This window comes from Desulfovibrio sp. SGI.169, from assembly GCF_050313595.1.
In the GTDB taxonomy this organism is placed as follows: domain Bacteria; phylum Desulfobacterota; class Desulfovibrionia; order Desulfovibrionales; family Desulfovibrionaceae; genus Desulfovibrio.
On record NZ_JBNPLS010000008.1, the window covers coordinates 79,629 to 101,639 of the forward strand.

General features: G+C 63.5%; 19 protein-coding genes and 1 riboswitch. Of the genes, 11 read left to right on the top strand and 8 right to left on the bottom strand.

Going from position 1 to position 22,011, the window contains the following annotated elements:
• Nucleotides 1–43 precede the first annotated feature (43 nt).
• From ACQRA4_RS06130 to ACQRA4_RS06145, 4 genes are read left to right on the top strand one after another with little or no spacing between them, the layout of a single operon-like run.
• On the top strand, nt 44–1,099 hold the full coding sequence (locus tag ACQRA4_RS06130) for a DUF1786 family protein (protein WP_427822210.1): 1,056 nt from the start codon (nt 44–46) through the stop codon (nt 1,097–1,099).
• Nucleotides 1,100–1,155: 56 nt separating this feature from the next.
• Nucleotides 1,156–2,454, top strand: a complete 1,299-nt coding sequence (locus ACQRA4_RS06135) for a phenylacetate--CoA ligase family protein (RefSeq protein WP_427822211.1) — start codon at nt 1,156–1,158, stop codon at nt 2,452–2,454.
• Between the two features lie 12 nt (nt 2,455–2,466).
• A complete protein-coding gene (locus tag ACQRA4_RS06140) occupies nt 2,467–3,084 on the top strand; it encodes a DUF456 domain-containing protein (protein WP_427822212.1) in 618 nt (205 codons plus the stop codon).
• Between the two features lie 7 nt (nt 3,085–3,091).
• A complete protein-coding gene (locus tag ACQRA4_RS06145; protein WP_427822213.1) occupies nt 3,092–3,850 on the top strand; it encodes an RNA methyltransferase in 759 nt (252 codons plus the stop codon).
• Between the two features lie 239 nt (nt 3,851–4,089).
• Here the strand turns inward: ACQRA4_RS06145 and ACQRA4_RS06150 are convergent, their stop codons facing one another.
• The 4 genes from ACQRA4_RS06150 to nadC are packed head-to-tail and all read right to left on the bottom strand — an operon-like array spanning nt 4,090 to nt 9,274.
• Entirely contained in the window at nt 4,090–5,652 is a 1,563-nt protein-coding gene (locus ACQRA4_RS06150; protein ID WP_427822214.1) for a hypothetical protein, read from the bottom strand.
• Nucleotides 5,653–5,668: 16 nt separating this feature from the next.
• Entirely contained in the window at nt 5,669–7,276 is a 1,608-nt protein-coding gene (gene nadB / locus ACQRA4_RS06155; protein ID WP_427822215.1) for an L-aspartate oxidase, read from the bottom strand.
• A 10-nt stretch (nt 7,277–7,286) separates the two neighbouring features.
• Complete coding sequence (gene nadA / locus ACQRA4_RS06160; protein WP_427822216.1) at nt 7,287–8,345, bottom strand: quinolinate synthase NadA; 1,059 nt, start codon at nt 8,343–8,345, stop codon at nt 7,287–7,289.
• A gap of 56 nt (nt 8,346–8,401) precedes the next feature.
• A complete protein-coding gene (gene nadC / locus ACQRA4_RS06165) occupies nt 8,402–9,274 on the bottom strand; it encodes a carboxylating nicotinate-nucleotide diphosphorylase (protein WP_427822217.1) in 873 nt (290 codons plus the stop codon).
• A 320-nt stretch (nt 9,275–9,594) separates the two neighbouring features.
• Between nadC and mgtE the strand changes: the two genes are divergently transcribed.
• On the top strand, nt 9,595–10,986 hold the full coding sequence (gene mgtE, locus ACQRA4_RS06170) for a magnesium transporter (protein WP_427822218.1): 1,392 nt from the start codon (nt 9,595–9,597) through the stop codon (nt 10,984–10,986).
• Between the two features lie 246 nt (nt 10,987–11,232).
• On the opposite strand, the gene ACQRA4_RS06175 is transcribed toward mgtE, so the two are convergent.
• The 4 genes from ACQRA4_RS06175 to ACQRA4_RS06190 form a co-directional block, all read right to left on the bottom strand.
• Entirely contained in the window at nt 11,233–12,048 is an 816-nt protein-coding gene (locus tag ACQRA4_RS06175; protein ID WP_427822219.1) for a histidinol-phosphatase, read from the bottom strand.
• 16 nt (nt 12,049–12,064) lie between these two features.
• Entirely contained in the window at nt 12,065–12,991 is a 927-nt protein-coding gene (locus ACQRA4_RS06180) for a bifunctional riboflavin kinase/FAD synthetase (RefSeq protein ID WP_427822220.1), read from the bottom strand.
• 456 nt (nt 12,992–13,447) lie between these two features.
• Nucleotides 13,448–13,921 carry a hypothetical protein gene (locus ACQRA4_RS06185; RefSeq protein ID WP_427822221.1) on the bottom strand — a complete coding sequence of 158 codons (474 nt, stop codon included), beginning with the start codon at nt 13,919–13,921 and terminating at the stop codon, nt 13,448–13,450.
• Between the two features lie 11 nt (nt 13,922–13,932).
• Entirely contained in the window at nt 13,933–15,549 is a 1,617-nt protein-coding gene (locus ACQRA4_RS06190) for a DEAD/DEAH box helicase (RefSeq protein WP_427822222.1), read from the bottom strand.
• A 214-nt stretch (nt 15,550–15,763) separates the two neighbouring features.
• Here ACQRA4_RS06190 and hisI point away from each other — a divergent pair, with 214 nt between their 5' ends.
• The 6 genes from hisI (at nt 15,764) to thiC (ending at nt 21,987) form a co-directional block, all read left to right on the top strand.
• Nucleotides 15,764–16,195, top strand: a complete 432-nt coding sequence (hisI, locus tag ACQRA4_RS06195) for a phosphoribosyl-AMP cyclohydrolase (RefSeq protein WP_427822223.1) — start codon at nt 15,764–15,766, stop codon at nt 16,193–16,195.
• Nucleotides 16,192–17,085 (top strand): ATP phosphoribosyltransferase, encoded by an 894-nt coding sequence (hisG, locus tag ACQRA4_RS06200; RefSeq protein WP_427822224.1) that lies wholly within the window; start codon nt 16,192–16,194, stop codon nt 17,083–17,085. Before hisI ends, hisG begins: the two co-directional genes overlap by 4 nt.
• 114 nt (nt 17,086–17,199) lie before the next feature.
• A complete protein-coding gene (locus ACQRA4_RS06205; RefSeq protein ID WP_427822225.1) occupies nt 17,200–17,973 on the top strand; it encodes a YkgJ family cysteine cluster protein in 774 nt (257 codons plus the stop codon).
• A gap of 327 nt (nt 17,974–18,300) precedes the next feature.
• Nucleotides 18,301–19,569 (top strand): sulfite exporter TauE/SafE family protein, encoded by a 1,269-nt coding sequence (locus tag ACQRA4_RS06210; RefSeq protein ID WP_427822226.1) that lies wholly within the window; start codon nt 18,301–18,303, stop codon nt 19,567–19,569.
• Complete coding sequence (locus ACQRA4_RS06215; protein WP_427822227.1) at nt 19,569–20,297, top strand: hypothetical protein; 729 nt, start codon at nt 19,569–19,571, stop codon at nt 20,295–20,297. Before ACQRA4_RS06210 ends, ACQRA4_RS06215 begins: the two co-directional genes overlap by 1 nt.
• 217 nt (nt 20,298–20,514) lie before the next feature.
• A riboswitch (TPP riboswitch) is annotated at nt 20,515–20,649 on the top strand.
• 57 nt (nt 20,650–20,706) lie between these two features.
• On the top strand, nt 20,707–21,987 hold the full coding sequence (gene thiC, locus ACQRA4_RS06220) for a phosphomethylpyrimidine synthase ThiC (RefSeq protein WP_427822228.1): 1,281 nt from the start codon (nt 20,707–20,709) through the stop codon (nt 21,985–21,987).
• Nucleotides 21,988–22,011: the final 24 nt, after the last annotated feature.

Consider the following 22,011-nt stretch of genomic DNA (forward strand, 5'->3'; position numbering starts at 1 on the left):
ATGCCCGCTTGCGGGTATCAAGGCTGGAGCGGGAGACAGGGGCATGGATGATACGATACACCATTTTTTGCGCGATGTCGGACCGGTGCTCTGCCTGGATATAGGCAGCGGCACGCAGGATGCCCTGCTGGCCCGCCCTGGCCTGGAGTACGAGAACTGGCCCCGTTTCGTCCTGCCGTCGCCTGCGCGCATGGTTGCCCAGCGCATTCGTGAGCTGACCCTGTTGCGACGCGGGCTCTGGCTGTATGGCGGCAATATGGGCGGCGGTTTCAGTCAGGCATTGCGCGAGCATTTGGCTGCCGGCCTGCCGGCGGCGGCCACGCCGGACGCCGCCGCGGCCATTCACGACAACGAAGACGTGGTGCGCGGCATGGGCGTGGAACTGCGCGCGGATTGCCCCCCCAAAAGCGTTCCTGTTTTTCTGACCGACTATGCGCCGGAATTCTGGTCGGGCCTGTTGCATCTTGCCGGCCTGCCGCAACCGCATCTGGTGCTGGCCGGAGCGCAGGATCACGGTTGTCACGCCCACGGCAACCGTCAGGGGCGGATGCGGGCATGGCGCGATTTGCTGGCCGCCTCCGCCGACCCGCGCTCCTGGGTGTATGCCGCGCCGCCGCCTCCCCTGACGCGCCTGCGGGCTCTGCATGAGAAAACGGGCGGCCCGGTGGCGGATACCGGCGCCTGCGCCCTGCTGGGCGCGCTTTGCGAACCGGAAGTGCTGGAGCGCAGCTTTCGGGAGGGCATTACCGTCATCAATGTCGGCAACAGCCATACGGTAGCGGCCCTCGTCTATCAGGGCAGGGTGCGCGGCATTTACGAACATCATACCGGCATGAGGGAGCTGGCTCTCCTGCTGGAGGATTTGAAGCAGTTCCGCCTGAGCTGGCTGCCCGCGGAAGAGGTGCAGGCCAGCGGCGGGCACGGCACGGCATTCGGCCCCTACTGTGAAGAGGCGGGCAGTTATGCGCCCACCTATATTCTCGGCCCCCGGCGCGCCCTGCTTCAGGGGCAGGGGCGTTTTCTGGCTCCATACGGCGACATGATGCTGGCCGGCTGCTTTGGGCTGCTCTGGGGGTGGGCGCGCGCCAACGCCGCCTGAACATGCGTTTTCCGCGGCGCTTCATTGCGGGCGCGGCGTCAAGTGAGGAGAAGGGGATGGAAGTTTTTGACGTGGCGGAATTGTGGAGCCGCGAACATATCGCGGAAGTCCAGCTGACGCGCCTGAAGGCCACGCTGGCCCAATCGCGCAAGTGCGCTTTTTATCGCGAGCGTCTGGACGAAGCGGGTATCGGCCCGGATTCCATCCGCGGTCTGGACGATTTGCGGCGCATACCTTTCACCACCAAACAGGATCTTCGCTCCCAATATCCCACGGGGCTGCTCTGCGTGCCGCCCTCTGAAATCGTGCGCATGCACTGCTCCAGCGGAACCACGGGCACGCCCGTGGCCATTTGCCATACCCGGAACGACATCAATGCCTGGGCCGATCTCATGGCCCGCTGCATGCATATGGTCGGGGTGCGCCGTGAGGATGTCTTCCAGAACATGTCGGGCTACGGGCTGTTCACGGGCGGGCTGGGCATCCATTTCGGCGCGGAGCGCCTGGGCTGCATGACCATCCCGGCCGGGCCGGGCAACTCGCGCCGCCAGATCAAGCTGGCCAAGGACTTTCGTACCACAGTGGCCCATATTCTGCCGTCCTATGCCCTGATTCTGGGCGAGCACCTGCGCAATATGGGTGAAGACCCGCGCGATTTCCCGCTGCGCATTGCTCTGGTTGGCGCCGAACCCTATACTGAGGAGTTCCGCAAGCGTATTGAAAAGCTCTTCGACATGAAAGCCTACAATTCCTACGGCCTTTCGGAAATGAACGGGCCGGGCGTGGGCTTTGAATGCATGGAACAGAGCGGCATGCACATCTGGGAGGACGCCTACATTCCCGAAATCGTGAACCCGGATACCGGCGAACCCGTGCCGGACGGCGAGGTGGGCGAACTTGTCATGACCTGCCTCTGCCGCCAGGGCATGCCCATCCTGCGTTACCGCACGCGCGACCTGACCCGCTTTCTTCCGGGGCGGTGCGCCTGCGGCCGCGCGCACCGGCGCATGGATCGCATTCTGGGCCGGGCCGACGACATGTTCATTATCAAGGGCGTCAACATCTACCCCATGCAGATTGAGCAGGTCATCATGACTTTCAATGAAGTGGGGCAAAGCTATCTGATTCTGCTGGAAAACGACGGCATCGGCGACGTGATGCGGGTGCAGGTGGAAATTCGCGATGAATGCTTTGTGGAAGATATGCGCGTGCTGCACAACCTGCAAAAAGCCATTGCGCAGCGCCTGCGCGATGAAATTCTGATCACCCCCAGGGTGGAACTGGTGGAGAGCAACAGCCTGCCCCGCGCCGAGGGCAAGGCCGTGCGCGTGCAGGATTTGAGAGTCAAGAAATAGGTATCGTTCAGCATGGACTTTCTGCCGTTTCCCCTTGCCTACCTTCTGGCGGGCGCGTTCGTCACCCTGCTCTGTTTTGTGCTTCTCCTCAATGTGTTCGGCCTGCCCGCCAACTGGATATTGCTGGGGCTGGCGGCCTTGTGGAAGATGGCCCATCCCGCCGCATCCGGTCTTGACGTCTGGTTCTGGGTCATGATGGTGGGGCTGGCCCTCATCGGCGAAGCGCTGGAGCTGGGCATGCAGATACTCAAGGCCAGGCGGTATGGTTCCAGTTCATCTGGCACGTTCGCGGGCATGATCGGGGCCATTGCCGGGGCCATTCTGCTGGCTCCGCTCTTTTTCGGCCTGGGCGCGTTGATCGGCGCGCTGGCTGGTGCCTGGCTCGGCTGCTTTATCATGGAGCTTGTCAAGGGCAGAGCCGGGAGGGAGGCGCTGGACGCGGCCTTTGGGGCCATGATGGGCCGCTTTCTGGGGACGGTCTGCAAATGCGGCGCGGGCGGCGCCATGCTGGCGCTGACCGCCCACCGGATATGGCCGGAACCGCTGACCGCCCCTGTTCCGCCTGTTCCGCCGGATAGCCTGGATGGCCCGGCCAAGCTGGTGCTGGGCCTGATTCAGCATTGCTGTTGAGGTCTCCATGTTGCTCGACGGCGCGCAAATTGTTCTGGTCAAGACCCGCTTCCCGGAAAATATCGGCATGGCGGCGCGGGCCTGCGTCAATATGGGCTGCCCCGGCATTTGCCTGGTGGAGCCTGAACGCTGGAACCGGGAAAAAGCCGCCCCGCTGGCCACACCGAAAGGCCAGAGTCTGCTGGACAACGTGCTGGTGAGTCCGACCCTGGCCCAGGCTGTGGGCTCAAGCAGTCTGGTGCTGGGGGCCACGGCCCGCACCGGCGGCTGGCGTCAGGCGCTGCTCGCGCCCGCGCAGGCCGCGCGGGAGGTTGCGGCGGCTCTGGCGCGCGGTGAAAACGTCTCGCTGGTGTTCGGCCCGGAAGACCGGGGCCTGAATAATGAAGAAATTACCCACTGCCAGCGTCTGGTGACCATTCCCACCGATGCGGCGGCCAGTTCCCTCAATCTGGCCCAGGCTGTGCTGCTGGTGCTCTATGAGTGCGCCAACGCCGTGCGCGCGGTTCGGCTTTCCCATACGGACAAAAGCGGCCTGGCCGCCGACGGACGCGCCGTCAACGCGGAAGAGCAGGAACGGCTGATGACCACGCTCAAAGAGATGCTGCTCAGTCTGGATTACCTGCACGGCGACAATCCCGACTATTTTCTGATGCCCTGGCGGCGCATGTTCAGCCGGGCCGGGCTCAGACGGCACGAGTATGACGCCCTGATGGGCCTGTGCCGTCAGGTGCGTCACAAGCTGGGGCAATGCACGCGGAAAGCATGAATTTTCTTCGCGACGCTTTTTCTCCATTGCCTGCGAGAGCTTTCTGCGCCTGCCGCTGACGTGTTCATGGCGGCGCGCGCAAGAGCGCGCCGGGGCGTGACGCGCGGCAGAAGCCGGAATGTCAGCCGCGCCGCAGCGGCTCCACATGCGTTGGCCCGCGATGCGAACCTCACCGCTCTTGCGTCAGATCGGCCGCAATGCTGTCGAGCTTGCCTGTCTTTGAGGCAGGGCTTATGGCGTCACGGCCTGCTGGCCGTCTTCAGCGCATTGATCTGTTCTTCCAGACTTGTTTTGCCAGGTTGCGCCGTAACGGTAAACAGCGCGGCGGGATTGCCCCCGGCCAGCGCGCCCGCGGCTTCAAGCAGGCGGAAGTTTTTGCCGGGCTTGCTGTATATTTCCAGGACGCCGGGGCTGGTGACGAAGGTTTCCAGCGCGTTGCGCAACGCCGCGTTTTCGGGGTTGTCGCTGAAGCAGAACTGGGCTATGCCCGCCTTGAGGGCGGGGGTGGCCGCCTGGGCAACGGGAATGACGTTGCTGATCAGGCAGGCCATGAGCCGCTGATCCGTGTACTTCAGGCGGATGTTGCTGAAGGCGCTGGCAAGCAGGGCCTGCGGCGACGCCGACGCCGCGTCGCCGGAAATGACGAAATCGTATTCCAGCGCGCCCAGAAACTGCGCGCTGAGCGTGCCCTGTTCACGCATGGCGTCGTTGCCCTGGGCCGTGAAATCCAGTTTCGCGTCCAGAATCAGGGCGGGCAGACCGGGCAGGGACAGCCCGCTTTCACGCTCCACCAGCGCTGTGGGCAGGGACAGTTTGTCCAGGCTGCAGCCGTATTTCAGGGGCGTGCTGGACGGCCAGCGCAGCGTGAAATTTCTGAAGCTCGCCTCCTGGCCGTTCAGGGGGACGCGCAGGTCTGTGGCGCTGATTTCCCGCACCAGAGGTTCATCGCCGGTGAACATGCGCAGCAGCAGGTCCCGCAAGGCCGATTCGTCGGGTATGGGCCTGGCGGCCAGCGCCAGCAGTTCGCGCAGAGTCGCTTCCTCCGGCAGGGCATACTGCGTGAATGTGATGTTGCCCAGACGCAGAAATTCCCGTTCATCCATTTTCAGGAGGACGCCGTCCACGGCCGCGTGTTCCGTGAAGCGGCCTTCCCAGTTGCGCAGCCGCATGGAATCGCAGTTGAACTCCATGCGCACGCCCTGATCGGGAATGCTCATGCCCGAGGTCACGGAAGATACACGCGCTTCCCCAATGCCCATGCGGTAGAGAACATTGACCATGTCCCTGGGGGCGGCGCCTTCCAGCAGTTCCCGGAGCAGGCCGCTTTCCAGGCGAATGGCGTCGGCTTCCTTGAGCCGCGCCACGCTGTGCGCGCTGACGCCCTCCTGGCTGAACGCAGAGGTGAAGTTGGAGATGCGCATGTCCTCGCACACCGTCAGCATGCCTTTTTCCGGCAGAACCGTATTGCGCAGGGGCGTGAACAGCAGCAGCGTCCGCAGGGGGAGCCGGCAGGAGGCCTCCTCCAGCGCATAGCGCAGCGCGCTTCCGGGAAGGGACGGCATCTCGCCGCGAATTTCAGCGCCGCGCAGGGTCAGGCGACGGGAAAAGGGGGAGAATCTGATTTCTTTCACCTCCGGCGCGGAGAGCCGCAACTCGCCGGAGATGGACGCGGCGTCGGCAAAAGCGGCCATTTCCCGCCGCGTCTGTTCCTCCACCTGCGGGCCTATCCAGAACGCCAGCGCGGCAATGCCGGCCAGCGCCGAAACCGCCAGAACAACAACGGCACGGAGAATAGTTTTCATGGCATGTTCCTCTGGCTCAGTCCACCCGCTGGTGACAGCCGATGCTTACAGGGTTGCGCATGGCCGCCTGAGTGATGACGTAGGCCGTCTGCGAACCATGAAACAGATCCACCAGACGCCGTGAAATGCGGGTGCGTTTGTAAAAATCGTGAATGTGGCGCACAAGGTCGCGCATGTCTTCAAAGGCGCGGCGCAGTCTGGCCTCAGTGCGCGAAATGCCCACATAATTCCACATGGTGTTGCGAATGTTGGCCCAGTCCTGAGCCACCAGCGCCGGGTCGTCGCGGCGTTCGTCGCCCTCGTGCCGCCAGTCCGGGATGGCTGCGGCCAGGCCGGCGGGCAATGTCTTGCCCAAGGCGCGCCGGGCCAGATCCTTCCCGCAGCTCACGCCCCAGACCAGAGCCTCCAGCAGAGAGGTGCTGGCCAGGCGGTTGGCCCCGTGCAGGCCGGTGCAGGCGCATTCGCCGATGGCGTACAGCCCGCGCAGCGAGGTGCGGCCGCGCGTGTCGGTCAGCACGCCGCCGCAGAAATAGTGCGCGGCGGGCACCACCGGGATGGGCTCGTTGCGGATGTCCAGACCGGCTTCACGACACTGCTCAAAAACCGTGGGGAAGCGGGTGGGCAGGTCCTGCTTGACGCCGCTCACATCCAGAAAGAGGCAGGGCGCGCCGCTGTGCAGCATTTCTTCCATCATGGCATGGGCCACCACATCGCGCGGGGCCAGGTCGCCGCGCTTGTCGTGACGGAGCATGAAGGCGCGGCCTTTGCCGTCCAGCAGGCGCGCGCCCTCGCCGCGCATGGCTTCGGTAATCAGGGGGCGGCGGTTGCTGCGTTCTTCATAAAGGGCGGTGGGGTGAAACTGCATGAATTCCAGATTGGCAAGATCAACGCCCGCGCGAAAGGCCATGGACACGCCCGCGCCCACGCAGCCCGGCGCGTTGGTGGAATGCAGAAAGACCTGCCCCACGCCGCCGGTGGCCAGTACTGTCCAGTCGGCCAGAATGGTTTCCGGCTCGCCGCTTTCCTCGTTGAGCACATAGGCCCCCAGACAGCGGTTGTCCACCTCGTAGCGGTACTGCGAATTTCTGGCGTGGTGGTGGCTGGTCAGCAGATCAATGGCGGCGCGCCGGTGCAGGCAGGCGATGCGCGGATGGGCCAGCACCTGAGCCGTGAGCCCCTCCATGATCGCCCGGCCCGAATAGTCGGCCCGGTGCAGAATGCGCGGGGCCGAGTGCCCGCCCTCGCGGGTCAGGTTGAAGGTTCCGTCCGGGTTGCGGTCAAACTCCACCCCGGCGCGCTTGATAAGCGTCTCATCCACGCAGAGCGGCCCCTGGCGGCAAAGCCAGCGCACGGCCTTGCGGTAATTGTGGTTATGCCCGGCCACCAGAATGTCTTTTTCCAGAGCGCGGGCGTCGTAGTCGGGCCGGTCGGGCTGATCGGGCGGGGGAGCCGCGCGGTAAATGATGCCGCCCTGGGCCAGCTCGGAATTGCCGTCGGTCAGCGTGTCGCCGGCATTGAGCAGCAGCACGTCGCAACCGGCGTCGGCCAGGGTCAGGGCGGCGGTGCAGCCGGCCACGCCGGAACCGATGATCAAAATGGGCACATGACGGCGGATGGGTGTCACAGCGCTGTCCTCATTGGCCGCAAATCTCCAGCATGCGGGTTAAGGAACGACGGGCGGGATCGCGCAGCGCGGCCTCCACGGCCAGAGGCTCGGCTGTTTCCCGGGCAATGGCGGACAGTGTAGCCAAAAGCTTCGCTTCCGTCACCTTGGCCATATCCGGGCAGCGGGCCTGCCCCAGCGGCAGGATGCGGCAGCGCCCCTTGTGGCGGGCCGCCAGACGCTCCACCAGATTGTTTTCCGTACCGATGATCAGGGTGGAGCCGGGCGCTTCTTCGGCCAGACGCGCGGCCTCTCTGATCAGGAAAGAGGTGGAGCCGGCGGCGTCGCAACGCTCGATGAGTTCCGGGCGGCATTCGGGGTGGGCCACCAGGCGGCAGCCCGGATGGGCCGCGCGCGCGGCTTCGGCCAGTTCGGCCTTGAGCCTGGCATGAATGGCGCAGCAGCCGGGCCAGAGCAAGAGCGGACGGTTGAGGGGCTGCCGCCCGGCATCCACGAGGCCGTGGCCGCTGAGGCGCAGAATATGCTGGTCGTCCGGCGCGAGGCCCAGCTTTCCGGCCGTGTTGCGGCCCAGATGCTTGTCCGGCAGAAAAAGCACGCTGTCGCCCTGGTTCAGAGCCCAGCACAGCATGGTTTCGGCATTGGCCGAGGTGCAGACCGCGCCGCCGTATTCCCCCACCACGGCCTTGAGCGCCAGGGTGGTGTTGACGTAGGCCAGGGGCACGATGCGGCGGCCCGTGGCGTTCAGTTGCTCCAGCACGCGGCGGGCCAGGCCCGCCGGAGTCGTCAGCGACATCATGCAGTCGGCGTCGGGCGCGGGCAGGTGCACGGCCTGCCCCGGCTTGGCCAGCAGGGCCGCTGATTCGCCCATGAAAAAAACCCCGCAGAAGACAATGTGCTCCGCATCCACATCGGGCACGCGGCGGGCCAGCTCCAGAGAATCTCCGGTGATGTCGCAGTGGGCCACCACCGCGTCGTTTTGGTAATGGTGCCCCATGATGCAGAGCCGTTTGCCCAGTTGTTTTTTCAGCGCCGTCACGGCGGCAGTGATCTCGTTCATGCGTTGATCCATGTGCTCCTGGCAGGATAGGGGCGGTCGCGCCGCCGGTTCGGGGTCGGTTTTGCCGTTCAGGCGGAAATCAGCGTCATGCTGAAATCCGCGGCCACAGCCGAATGGGTCAGACGGCCCACGGAAATGAAGTCCGGGCGACGCGGGGCGGTGAGGGCTATGGCCCGGATGTTTTCCAGCCGCACGCCGCCGCTGACTTCGGCTTCAATGCTCGGCGGCGTCAGAGCCAGCGCCTGGCTCAGCAGCGGGCCTTCCATATTGTCCATCATGATTCGGTCGGCTTTGGCCGCCACAGCTTCACGCACATGCTCCAGGGTGCGGCACTCCACCTCCACGGGGGGGCAGGGCCGGTAGCGGGCGCGCAGGGCGGCCACGGCGGCGGTGATGGAGCCGGCGGCGTCTATGTGGTTATCTTTGAGCATGAGCATTTCCGCAAGATTCTTGCGGTGGTTTGTTCCGCCGCCCGCCTGTACGGCGTATTTTTCGGGCCAGCGCAGGCAGGGCGTGGTCTTGCGCGTGTCCAGCAGGCGCACGCCCGTGCCTTCCAGTTCCCGCGCATAGCGGGCCGTGAGATTGGCAATGCCCGAAAGATGGGTAATAAAATTGAGGATGACCCGCTCGGCCTTGAGCATGGCCACCGCCGGCGCCGTGATGCGGGCCACCTCGGTCATGGCCGGCACAAGCGAGGCCTCGCGCGCCGTTGCACGCCAGGCAAAGGGGGCGTTCAGGCTCTTGAACACCGCGCCGATGACCGGCAGGCCCACCACCAGGGTGTCCTCTTTGGCCCGGATGGCGGCGCGCATCCGCGCTTCCGGCGAAAAGAGCCCTTGCGCCGTCAGCTCCGGCCCGTCTTCGGCCAGCGCCAGGTCAATACTCCGTTGCAGCAGTCTTTGCCCGTCAGAAGAGAAAAAAGCGGCCCAGGGCGTGAACATTGCGCTTGTCCCCATTTCATGCGCGTGCTAAACGAAAAACGCCCGCGCGTCCGCCCGCGCCCGCGCCTTGGGCCGGGCACGCGGCATGATGGCGTGCGGAACCGTGGCGCTCCGGATGGCGCGCGGCCTGCCCGGGGGCTTTGAAGTAGATAGAATGAGCTGTGGCGCGCGTCAAGTTGCGGGCGCTATTGGGAGCTTTTTCACATATGCGGCCCGCGTGCGGGCGCGAATCCCCTTCACGCGACGCGGGCTTGCCGCATGGCCTCCGCCAGCGGCGGACGCTGTTTTTCATCTTTTTCGCTTTTCAAAAAGGCGCGCGCATGGCTGACGACCGTACCGACAAGCTTCACCCCTTCGCATCCGCGGGTGAAAGGGGCTCTCCGCCGGGAGGCGGAGACGCGCACGGCATCAGCATGCCGGCGGCCTGCCGGGAGGCGGGCCATGAGGCCGAATTCGTCCATCCGGCGGATATGGCTGATCATCTGGAAAATCTGAGCCTGGAAAAGCAGGTTTGCGCCCTGCGCCATATGGCCACCGAGGACGCCGCCGAGGCCTTGGCCGAGCTGGACGGCAATGTGGCCGTGGATGTGCTGGAAAATCTGGACGCCGACGTGGCCGCCCAGATCATCGCCGAGATGGCCCCGGACGACGCCGCCGACGTGCTGGACGAGCTGGACGAGGAGCACCGCGACGTGCTTCTGGAAAAGCTGACCAAGGAAGATTCCGAGGAACTGCGCAATCTGCTCAATTTTGATCCGGATTCCGCGGCCGGCGCCATGAACACCGAGCTGATTCTGCTGGAGCGGAATCTTACGGTGGATGAGGCCATCGCCCATATCAGGCGAGAGATGGAGGACAAAGAAAGCCCCTATTACGGCTATGTGGTGGATGAAAAGGATGTGCTGGTGGGCGTGCTTTCCCTGCGCGACCTGATGCTGGCCCGCCCCGGCACGATTGTGGGCGACGCCGCCGCCGGACAAAGCCTGGTCAGTGTGACCTATGACACGGACAAGCGCGAGGTGGCCAGCCTGCTCTCGCACTACAACTATCTGGCTTTGCCCGTGGTGGATTACGAAGGGCACATCATGGGCGTCGTCACCTATGACGACATCATGGACATCATGCACGAGGAGGCCAGCGCCGACATGCTCGGCATGGTGGGCGCCGACCCTGAAGAAAGCGTGGACACGCCCTGGATGGAGAGCGTGCGCAAACGCCTGCCCTGGCTGATGGTCAACATGATCAACTCCGCGCTGTCGGCCTCGGTGGTATATATGTTTGAAGGCTCCATCGCCCAGATGGCCGTGCTGGCCGTGCTCATGCCGATGGTCGCGAACCAGGCGGGCAACACCGGCCAGCAGGCTCTGGCCGTGATGATACGTCAACTGGCCACGGATCGTTTTGACCAGAAAAAAGCCTGGATGGCCGTGCTGCGCGAGGGCAAGATCGGCATGGTCACCGGCCTGTTCATGGCCGTTACCGCCTTTCTGGGGGCCTGGTGGTTTACGGGCATCCCCCTGGTGGGCGCGGTCATGGGCGGCGCGCTGCTGTGCGACATGCTGCTGGGCGCGGTGGCCGGGGGGTCCATCCCGCTGATATTCCGCGCCCTGGGCCGTGACCCCGCCCAGGCCTCCAGCATTTTTCTGACGACGATCACCGACGGGGCGGGCTTCTTTATTTTTCTGGGGCTGGCCACGCTGTTTGTTTTCTAGAGCCAGGCCCTATCAATGCGCTGTTGCTTAGGGGTTTGGTTGTGTTCCGCCACAATTTTCCGTCAAAAACAGGCCGTTTCGCGCTGGCCGCGTCACTGCGCGAATTGAAAAAACAATGCCCGTCAATGCCACTGGTTCGCCCGTTTCAAACGCAAATCTCAGGTTGTTTCAAGTTCCTTGCGAATGGCTGGTCTCACAATATCTTTCTTTTGGCAATACTCTTGTATTTTTTAATGAGGTCTGAGCCTAAAAAGGCAGAGTGAAGGGCTGCCGCGCCTGAAACGCCACGCTGTGGGAGTAGCCGAAAGAGCGGGCGTAGGCCGCCAGCCGCTCAAAGGCAAAGGCCACATCCGCCGTACTGTGGGCGTCTGAGCCGAAACTGATGCTGACCCCCAGTTCGGCGGCCATGCGCATGATGGCCGGGGCGGGGTAGGGTTCCGCGAAATCCTTGCGCAGACCCGCCGAGGAGACTTCCAGAGCCACACCGCATTCGCTCATGGCGCGCAGCGCCTCGCGAACCAGCTCCAGGCTGCCGGGCATATCCAGCCAGGCGTGAAAGCTTTCCGGGCAGCGCACCTTGATGAAGTCCGGGTGGGCCGCGATGTTCATCAGGCCGCTGCGAACCATGCGCGTCATCTCCCGGTAATAGGCGGCGAAACGTGCGCGGCGTTCCTCCTCGCTCTCGCCCCGCCCCCAGTTTTTGGGCGAACCCACGGCCAGAGAGCCCAGAAAATGCAGACCGCCGATTACATAATCAAAGGGCCAGCGCGCGGCCAGCTCCCGCATGTACGGCATGCGCGAGGGAATCCAGTCCAGCTCCATGCCCAGCAGCACGCGGGGAGAGGCGGCGTCTTTCAGCCCTGACACCTCCTCAATATAACGCGGAAAATCTTCGGCCAGATCGCCATGGTACAGGGGGCAGGCATAGCCGGGGGGCAGGGGCGAATGTTCGGAAAAGCCATACCAGCTCAGGCCCCGCGCCCGCGCGGCTTCGTACATCTGCGCCACGGTGGCTTCACCGTGGGAGATGATGGTGTGGTTGTGCATGTCCGCGAGAATCATGCCGCTCTTCTCTGTGTCAGGCTTCGGCTCGGGCCAGAATGTCGCGCGCCTCGGCCACATCCTCGCTGATCTGGCGGGTAAGTTCCTCCACCGAGGCGAAGCGGCGTTCGCCGCGCAGTCGAACCACAAATTCCAGGCGCACGCGCCGCCCGTAGAGATTGGCCGACGTGTCCAGCAGAAAACTCTCCACCGTCACGTCCCGGCCGCCGAAGGTGGGCTTGCGTCCCACATTGGTCACGGCCTTATGCCAGGTTTCGTCCAAGCGCACGCGGGCCGCGTAAACGCCTTCGGCGGGCAGCAGGGTTTCCGGCGGCAGCAGGTTGGCCGTGGGAAAGCCCAGACCGCCGCCGCGCCCCTCGCCGCGCACAACCTCGCCGGAAAAACCGTAGCAGCGCCCCAGCAGACGGGCGGCCCGCCACACGTCGCCCCGACTGATCAAGTAGCGCAGGCGGGTGGAGCTGACCACCGCATCATCCGCAATGACGGGCGGCAACTGCTCCACCTCGAAACCCCATTCCGCGCCCAGATTCCGCAGCACGTCGGCATGTCCGCTGCGTCCCCGGCCCAGGGAGAAATCATAGCCCACCACCAGCTGGCGCAGGCGCATGGGCAGCAGGCAGCGGCGCACAAACTCTTCGGGCGTCAGGGCGGCCAGCTCCGTGGTGAAGGGCAGCTCCAGCACATGTTCCACGCCCAGCCCGTCCAGCAGTTCCAGCCGCCGCTCGCGGCTGGTCAGCGGGGCATGCGCCCTGTGCGGGCTTACGACCAGACGGGGATGCGGCCAGAAAGTCACCAGCACGCAGGCCAGATCATGTTGGCGGCAGACATCCAGAGCGCGGCGGATCAATGCCTGATGCCCTTTATGCACGCCGTCGAAGTTGCCGATGGTGACGCCCGCGCCCATCAGGGCGCCCAGGCCGTCCACGGAATGTACAATTTGCATAGATTGCGTCAGTTCCAAGCGTTGGAGGAAAGAAAAGGCTTCACGCTGTCTGAGCCCTTTTGGGGGCCGGCGCCTCTTCCCCGGATGCCTGTCGGACAACGCGGGCAGGCCCCGTCTGTCACACGGCGGGTTCCAGAGCGGTGTCGTCGGAACAGGGCCTCTGGGCTCGCGTCGCGGGCAATAAAGATTGCTGTTCTCTGCCCCAAAGCGGCCTTCGGATGGGGAAGCATCTTGAAGAATGTTCGTCCCTCGCGCGCGGGCCGCCGTTGCGGGCGGGGGGTAAAAAAAGCGTTGTCGGCGCTTTGCCGGAATTCATTTCATAATTCTGCCAAGGGCTGCAGTATGAAGATCATTGGCCAAAAACATGGTTTTTGGCTCATTCACGGCGTTTTTCGCGCCGCGCCGGACGAGAGGCCGGCGTTGGAAGACATTGCATGCGAATTGATGGAACGCCTTTTAAATCAACCTGTCAAAAATAATTTTATATGCCCTGCGAATATGCAGCACCAGCCTGAGAGTCAGGCTGCGAGTCTGCTTTTCATCCCGCGCGGAAAAGGAGCACAGATGCCGGGCCACGTCGCTGAAATCCGCGTCGCCCTTGGGTTGGAGCATGCCCCAGTATTCTCGGGCGCGCTCCATGATTCGGGAGCTGACCTTGTCCGGATGCGCGGTGTGGTAAGAACGCAGAAATGTCGTGAACATGCGTTCCGCGTCCTGCGGAAAGGAGCTGCCCAGGGCCAGACGCCAGAGGGCCATGTACAGGCCGCGCCACTCCACCAGCATTTGGCGGCGGCGCATGAACTGCATGCGGCCGATGCCCATCAGCTCAAGTTCCGGAGTGAGGTCCGCGCCGTCCAGCAGGGCCGCGAAGTTCTCCAGGGCCTCGCGCGCGGCGCTTTCATCGTCAAAAATTTCCGCAAGGTTTTGCATAGACGATCCGTTCAGCTTTCCGCGCCCTTGTCTTCGCCGCCGTTTTCGCTTTTGCGACGGCGTGACGAACGGCGGCGGCGCTTCCCGGAGCGCGACGCCTGCCCGTCGCCGTCTTCGCGGCGGGCGGGGGCGGGGCCATGCCCACGGCGCGGTGCCGCATGCCGGCGCGTGGCCACAGCCGGGCTGTTGTCGGGAAAGCGGTTTTCCTGAAGGCTGCGCTGGTGGCAGGCGTCCAGCAGCATGGCCAGCAGTTGCACGCCGTCGTCCTCTTCGCTTTGTCGGGCAAGTTCGCGCGCCAGTGCCGCATAACGGGCCACGCGCATGCGTTCCAGACCGGTGAGCGCGCGGAAGCGCGCTTCCAGAATGGCGGTCAGGCGCGTGCCCGCCACCCGGGCCACATCTTCGTCTGTGGGCAGGGGCAGCTCCATCAGCGCGATCTTGTAATGTCTGGCGATGCGCTCCAGCTCCATGCGCTGCATCACGTCCACCAGAGAAATGACCGTGCCCGCCGCCCCGGCGCGCCCGGTGCGCCCGGCGCGGTGGATGTAGCTTTCGTGGTCTTCCGGCGGCTCGTACAGAAAAACGTGCGACAGCGCGGCGATGTCTATGCCCCGCGCGGCCACGTCCGTGGCCACGAGATATTGCAGACGCCCCTTGCGTATCTTGTCCAGCACGGCCTCGCGCCGGCTCTGCGAAAGGTCGGCCGAAAGCTCGTCGGCGCTGTAGCCGAAGCCCTGAAGCACGCCGGTCACATAGTGCACATTGGCCTTGGTGTTGCAGAAAACAAGGGCCGAGGCCGGGTTTTCCGTCTCCAGCAGACGCACCAGGGCCCTGTCCTTGTCCATGGGTTTGACCTCGCAGAAGAGGTGCTGCACTTCGGCCACATGAACTTCTTTCTGCGAAAGGGACAACATGGCCGGCTCGGCCATGAACTCGGCGGCCAGCTTGAGCACATGCGGCGGATAGGTGGCGGAGAAAAGACAGGTGTGAACGCGCCTGTCGGGCAGATAGCGCTGCACTTCCTTCATGTCTGGATAAAAACCGATGGACAGCATGCGGTCGGCCTCGTCAAAGACCAGTATCCGCAGATTTTTGAGATCCAGCGTGCGGCGCAGCAGGTGATCCAGCACGCGACCAGGCGTGCCTACAATGACCTGTGCGCCGTCGCGCAGGGCGTCCATCTGTTTCTTGTAGCCCACGCCGCCGTATACGGCCACGGCCTGAATGCCCGTGTCAGCGAAAATAATGTTTGCCTCGCGCTCCACCTGCACGGCCAGTTCGCGCGTGGGCGCCAGCGCCAGCGCCTGCGGCGCTTTGAGCGTCGGGTCCAGACGGGGCAGCATGGGCAGCAGATAGCAGCCGGTCTTGCCGCTGCCTGTGCGTGACTGCACCATAATGTCCCGCCCTTCCAGCAGGTAGGGCAGGGCCAGGGACTGCACGGGCGTCAGGTTGCGCCAGCCCGCGCGGGCGCAGGCAGCGCGCACGGCTTCCGGCAGATCGGCCATGCTCATTTGGGGCAGGGCGTTTTCCGGTTCGCTGACGGAAAAACCCTCCGGGGCGGAAAGCGCCGTATCAGCGGCGGGCGCGTCCGCGTCGGGAATCATCGTCGGGGAAGTCTCTTCTGGCATGTGGCATCCTGGCGGCATGGGAACCGCCGCGCAATTAAATATTGTTAACAAGCGATTATGCCATAGGGCTTATTTTTCCGCAAGTTTTGTCCGCACGGGGCGCGTCGGAGCGGCGTCCCGCCGGGGCGGTCGCGCGGCTTGCCACCGCCGCCGATTACGGATAAATTGATCTTTTGCGCGGGAAGGGCCTGCCCCCGCCGTCAAGGAGAACTTCATGTCCAGTGAGCCGATCCGCCAGCCGGGAAAAGCCGTTCCCCCTGATTTCGCCCCTGATTTCAGCAAGGGGCTGATACCGGCCATCGCCCAGGACCACGCCACGGGCGAGGTGCTCATGCTGGCCTATATGAACGAAGAGGCATGGCGCAAAACCCTGGAAACCGGCGAGGCGCACTACTGGAGCCGCAGCCGCCGGGAACTCTGGCACAAGGGCGGCACATCCGGCCATGTTCAAAAAGTGCGCGCCCTGCGGCTGGACTGCGACAACGACGCCATACTGCTGCTGATTGAGCAGGTGGGCGGGGCCGCCTGCCACAGCGGACGACGCTCCTGCTTTTACCGGGAGTGGACGGACGGGGGCGCGTCCGTCTGTTCCCCCCAGGTTTTTGATCCCGAAAAAGTTTACGGCGGAGAAAGGAAATCCTCATGAGCGCGCAGACGCAGCCGATCATCAAACTGGGCGTGCCCAAGGGCTCGCTGGAAGAAGCCACCATCAATCTTTTTGAACGCGCGGGCTGGAAAATACGCAAGCATACCCGCAACTACTTTCCTGACATCAACGACCCGGAAATAACGGCCTCGCTCTGCCGCGTGCAGGAAATCGGCGGCTACATCGAAGCCGGCGTGCTGGATGTGGGCATCACCGGCCTGGACTGGCTGAGTGAGCGCGGGCACGAGGACAAAGTGGAGCGCATCGCGGATCTGGTCTACTCCAAAACCTCCAACCGGCCCTGCCGCTGGGTGCTGGCCGTGGCCGGGGACGCCCCGTACGCCTGCGCCGCCGACCTGGCGGGAAAGCGCATCGCCACAGAGCTGGAAGGTCTGACGCGTCGCTATTTTGCCCGTCAGGGCGTGAATGTGGACGTATTTTACTCCTGGGGGGCCACTGAAGCCAAAGTGGTGGAAGGGCTGGCCGACGGCATCGTGGAAGTGACGGAAACCGGCACCACCATTCGCGCGCACGGCCTCAGGATTATCGACGAGGTCATGGTTTCCTATCCCGTGCTGATCGCCAACAGGGCCGCCTGGCGCGAGCCGCGCAAACGGGCCAAGATAGAACAGCTGACCCTGCTGCTGCGGGGCGCCTTGCGCGCCGAAAATCTGGTGGCCATCAAGATGAACGCCCCGGCGGCTCATCTGGACGCCATTCTTGAAATGCTGCCTTCACTCAATTCCCCCACGGTTTCGCCGTTGCGCGACGGGCGCTGGCTGTCCGTGGAAACAGTTGTGGAGGTCGGCATTGTGCGCGATCTCATTCCGCGGCTGCGCGAGGCCGGGGCCGAGGGCATCATCGAATACGCCCTGAATAAGGTCATTTAGAGAGAATTGCCTTTGAAAAGGCATGAGCTTCCGGCGGTCGCAAGCGCTGACGCGCTTTGAATGCGCCGCAGCTTTAAGGCAAACCCGCACTGCCGGGCCGCGTGAGGAGATTGCATGGATATGGACGACAGCCGCGAATTTCTGGAAAACCTGCCGGAACTCGGGGCGGACGAAACCTTCTGTTTTGACTGCAACCCCCAGGTTCCCTGCTTCAACCGCTGCTGCGCGGAGCTGACCCTGCCGCTCACCCCCTATGACGTGGCGCGTCTGCGCCGCCATCTGGGCATTGACAGCGAGGAGTTTCTGAGCGCTTTTGCCGCCATGCGTTCTTTTCCAGACACGGGCTTTCCCCTGCCCATGCTGCGTATGCTGCAGGGCCCCGGCGAGCCCTGTCCCTTCGTGGGGCCGGCAGGTTGCTCGGTATACGAAGACCGTCCCGGCGCCTGTCGTTGCTACCCGTTGGGGCGCGGAACAAAAATGGCCGGGGGCGGCGTGTCCGAACGCTTTTTTCTGGTGCGCGAAGACCATTGCCACGGTTTTGACCAGGGCGCGACGCGCACTCCCCGCCAGTGGTTCGCGGATCAGGAGCTGGAGGACTACAACGCGGCCAATGACCGTTACATGCGCCTCATGGCGATGGTGCGGGCCACGGGCAAACCGCTGGAGGCGCGGCTGGTGACCATGAGCGTGCTCTGCCTCTACCAGCTGGACAAATTTCGCGAACTTATCACCCGTATGCGCATTTTTGAACATGTGGACGCCGACGCCGCGCGCCAGGCCGCCGTCATGGAGGACAGCCCGGTCGGAGACGCGGCCGCGCTGGATTTCGGCCTGGACTGGATGGAGCTGGTCATCTTCGGAAAAAGCCGGGGTCTGAACAGAAAATAACGCCTCTTTCCCGCTGATCGGGCTTGCGCGAAACCGCCGGGCACATGCCCGGCGGTTTTTGTGCGGCGGCCAGCGGGAAAGAGCATTTTTCTTGCCATGTTCGTGATAAATTTCTTTTACAAAACGGGAAAAAGCTGCTAATGGTAGCTCGTGCGGACAGGTTCATGCTGCTTATTTTTTAATTTTTATCATTTATTACAATATGTTATATGATGAACATCACTAGAACAGCACGTTGGGGCAACGCTGTTTTTCGTTCCGCACGACCCTGTTTAGCTGTGCCCGCATTCCCGGCCGCCATCGGCCCTGACCGCACTGGAGGAGCGTATGAGTTTTGGCAGGCAAGTGTATGATTTTTTACTGAGCGGTTCACAGGCGTACGCCAGGTGGGATCTGGAGGTTTCGACCTCCATCCTCAGAAACCGCAAAAAACTGCTCCTTCTGCTGGCGCTGGCCGTGCCCGTTCTGGCCGGCTGCCTGGCCGAAGCCTACGAATATCATGAAATGCTGGGCGGCAAAGCCGCTTATGCTCCGGCCTTTTACACCACCACCATCTTTCTTGCCTCCATCGCCGTGGGGCTGGCCGCCGGGCTGATCACCGGCTGTATCGGCGCGGGCGGCGGCTTCATCATCACCCCGGCCCTGATGGCCGTGGGCGTCAAGGGCATTCTGGCCGTGGGCACGGACCTTTTTCACATTTTCGCCAAGGCCATCATGGGCACCACGGTGCACAAAAAACTGGGCAACGTCTCGGCCAAGCTGGCCATTGCCTTTCTGGCGGGCTCCATTGTGGGCACCTTTATCGGCGGCGCCATCAACAAGGGCCTGTACAACGCCGACCCCCTGCTCTCCGAACTGTTCATCAGCACCATTTATGCCGTGCTGCTGGGCTTTCTGGGCTTTTACGCCCTGTTCGACTTTCTGCGGGCTTCGCGCGGGCCCAAAAGCGCGGTCAGCCAGGACGCCCACGGCGGCAGCGCCGGCCTGACCAGCCTTTCCGTCAGAATGCAGAGCCTCACCGTGCCGCCCATGATCACCTTTGACGAAGACCTGGTGCCCGGCGGGCGGCGCATCTCCGGCTGGATTGTGGCCGCCGGCGGCGTGGTGGTGGGTTTGCTGGCCGCCATCATGGGCGTGGGCGGCGGCTTTGTGACCTTCCCCATGTTCGTTTATATTTTCGGCGTGTCCTCCATGACCACGGTGGGCACGGACATCCTTCAGATCATCTTTACCGCGGGCTTCGCCGCCGTGGGCCAGTACGCCATTTACGGCTATGTGTTCTATACCCTGGCCATCGGCATGCTGCTGGGCTCTTTGCTGGGCATCCAGATCGGCGCGCTGACCACCAAGGTGGTCAAGGGCATTCACATTCGCGGTTTTTACGCCATTTCGATCATTGCCGGTTTCATCAACCGCGCGGCCACCCTGCCCAAAAAGCTTGTGGAGATGGAGGCGCTTCACTGGTCGCCGGGCTTGGTGAACATCATCGAAGAAGTGGGCAACGTGGTCTTCTGGGTTGTGGTCGCTTTCTTCGGCGTCTGGGTCTTCAGCAAATTTTTCCTTAACCTCGGCAAACTCAGAGGGGAGGCCCGATAATGCTTATCCATGAAAAAGGCCCCTTTATCCGGGGCAGTCTGCTGCTGATTTCGTTTCTTGTGCTGTTCGCCGTGCTGCTCACGCCCGTCATGCGTGATGAAAACGGCAATCATCTGACCGGCCTGCAATACGCGGACAATGTTTTCAACGAGCTTTCCAAGGGTTCGTCCTATTTCATCCCCGGCGTGCGTGAAAGCGTCAGGCAGGTGAACGGCAAGCAGGTTCAGGTGACGGTGACTCTGAAAAAAGCCGCTCTGGCCCCCCTGGCTGTGGCTTTGCTGCAAAAGGCCGGCGCTGATGCCGTGGCCGACGGCGGCAAGGTGAGCTTCAAGGGCGATCTGGGCGTTATGCTGACCGCCGCCACGGATGACGCGGACTCCCTGTACCACAACGATGCCGACGCCGTGGCCCGAAAGTACAGCGGCGAGCCGGCGCTCAAGGTCGCGGCCGCCTGGTGGTATCTGCTTTCGCCCAGCATCAAGGAGCTTCAGAAGCAGCGCCTGATCAGCGAGGCGCAGGTGGTGGATCAGGTTCTGCGCCGCGCCGTGGAGCCGGGCAACAATTTCTACAGCGTGATTCCGGCCAAGGTGTCCGAGCATGTCTGGCTGATGAGCGGCATGCTGATCTTCTATGTGCTTTACACGCTCTGGTACGGCTTCTCCATTTTTGAACTCTTTGAGGGCATTGGGCTGGCCATGACCAAATCCAAGGTCAAGCAGGAAAGCTGACGCGTTCCGCCCGCATTGTTTCCCAGCGGCCGCAATGCATTGTCGTTGCGGCCGTATTTATTGGGGCTGCGCATGAGGGCTGACGGCAAACACGCCCACGCCCAATGGCCTGAAATCCGCGCTTTTCAGGCGCTTGTCCCGCTTCGCGGGGCAGTGCAAATTTCAAAAGCGGAATACTCTGAAGTTCTTTACAGGGCGACGGGGTCACGCTATAGAAAATCCGAGCTAGGGGAGCCGCGCGGGACACGCTTTGCGCAAGCGCGTTCAGGGCGGCTGAGAGTGGGGAACCAGCCCCAGACCCTATGAACCTGACGCAGTTCGCACTGCCGGAGGGAAGCTGAGGCCGCACCCGCTTTCCCGCAGGTTGTGGCTTTTTTTTGCGCCCTGCGTCACAACCCGTGAGGCATCCATGACATCTTCGCTCTGCTCAAAAAACGCCGCCCTGCGCGGCCTGCTTGACCGGCATCTGTCCGCCCTGGCCCAGGAGGAGGGCCTGAGCGCGGAAGACATCACCAGCGCCTTGGAAAAAGGCAGCATGGCGCTTTTGGGCAATCCCGCCCATGGCGGCCTCAAGCCCATTCTGGTGGGCCAGCCTTCACGCATCAAGGTCAACGCCAATCTTGGCACGTCGCCGCTCTGCAACCGCCCGGAAACCGAAACGCGCAAAATCAGGGCCGCCCTGGACGCCGGAGCCGACACGGTTATGGATCTTTCCATCGCCGGAGACCTGGACGCCATCCGCGCGGGCATGCTCAGGGCCTGCCCCCTGCCCCTGGGCACCGTGCCCATGTACGCCGTGGGCCAGCAGATTCTGGACGCCGGACGCGACATCAGCAGCATGCGGCCTGACGAGCTCTTTGCGGAAATTGAAAAGCAGGCCCGGCAGGGCGTGGATTTCATCACCGTGCACTGCGGGCTTTCCCGGCGTGGCGCGGAACTGGCCGTGAAAGACAAGCGCGCTCTGGGCATTGTCTCGCGCGGCGGCTCCATGCTGGCCCGCTGGATGCTGGAAAATAACCGCGAAAATCCCCTGCTGGAATATTTTGACCGCCTGCTGGAAATCTGCCTGCCCCATAACGTCACCCTGTCGCTGGGCGACGGCCTGCGCCCCGGCGCGGGCGTTGACGCGGGCGATGCCGCACAGTGGGAAGAGGTGATCAATCTCGGCCAGCTGGCCAGACGGGCGCTGGAAAGAGGCGTGCAGTGCATGATCGAAGGGCCGGGGCATGTGCCGCTGAACCAGGTGCGCGCCCAGATTCAGGGCATCAAGCGTCTGACCAACAACGCGCCCCTCTATGTGCTGGGGCCGTTGTGCTGCGACAGCGCGCCCGGCTATGACCATATTGCCGGGGCCATCGGCGGCGCCTTGGGCGTGGAGGCGGGCGTGGACTTTCTCTGCTATCTGACGCCGGCCGAGCATCTGACCCTGCCGGATGTGGACGATGTGCGCGCCGGGGTAATGGCTTCACGCGTGGCCGCCCATGTGGGCGAAGTGGCTCTGGGCCGCCCCAGGGCGCTGGAGCGTGAAGCGGCCATGAACACAGCCCGCAAGGCTCTGGATTGGGAGGGCATGTCCAGGGCCGCTCTGGACCCGGAACAGCTCGCCAAACGCCGTGAGGCGCACAAGAACGAGGAAGTCTGCGCCATGTGCGGAAAGTTTTGCTCGGTGAAGATGCTGCGCGGGCATTAGGCTCGGATCTCATCAAAAAATGCG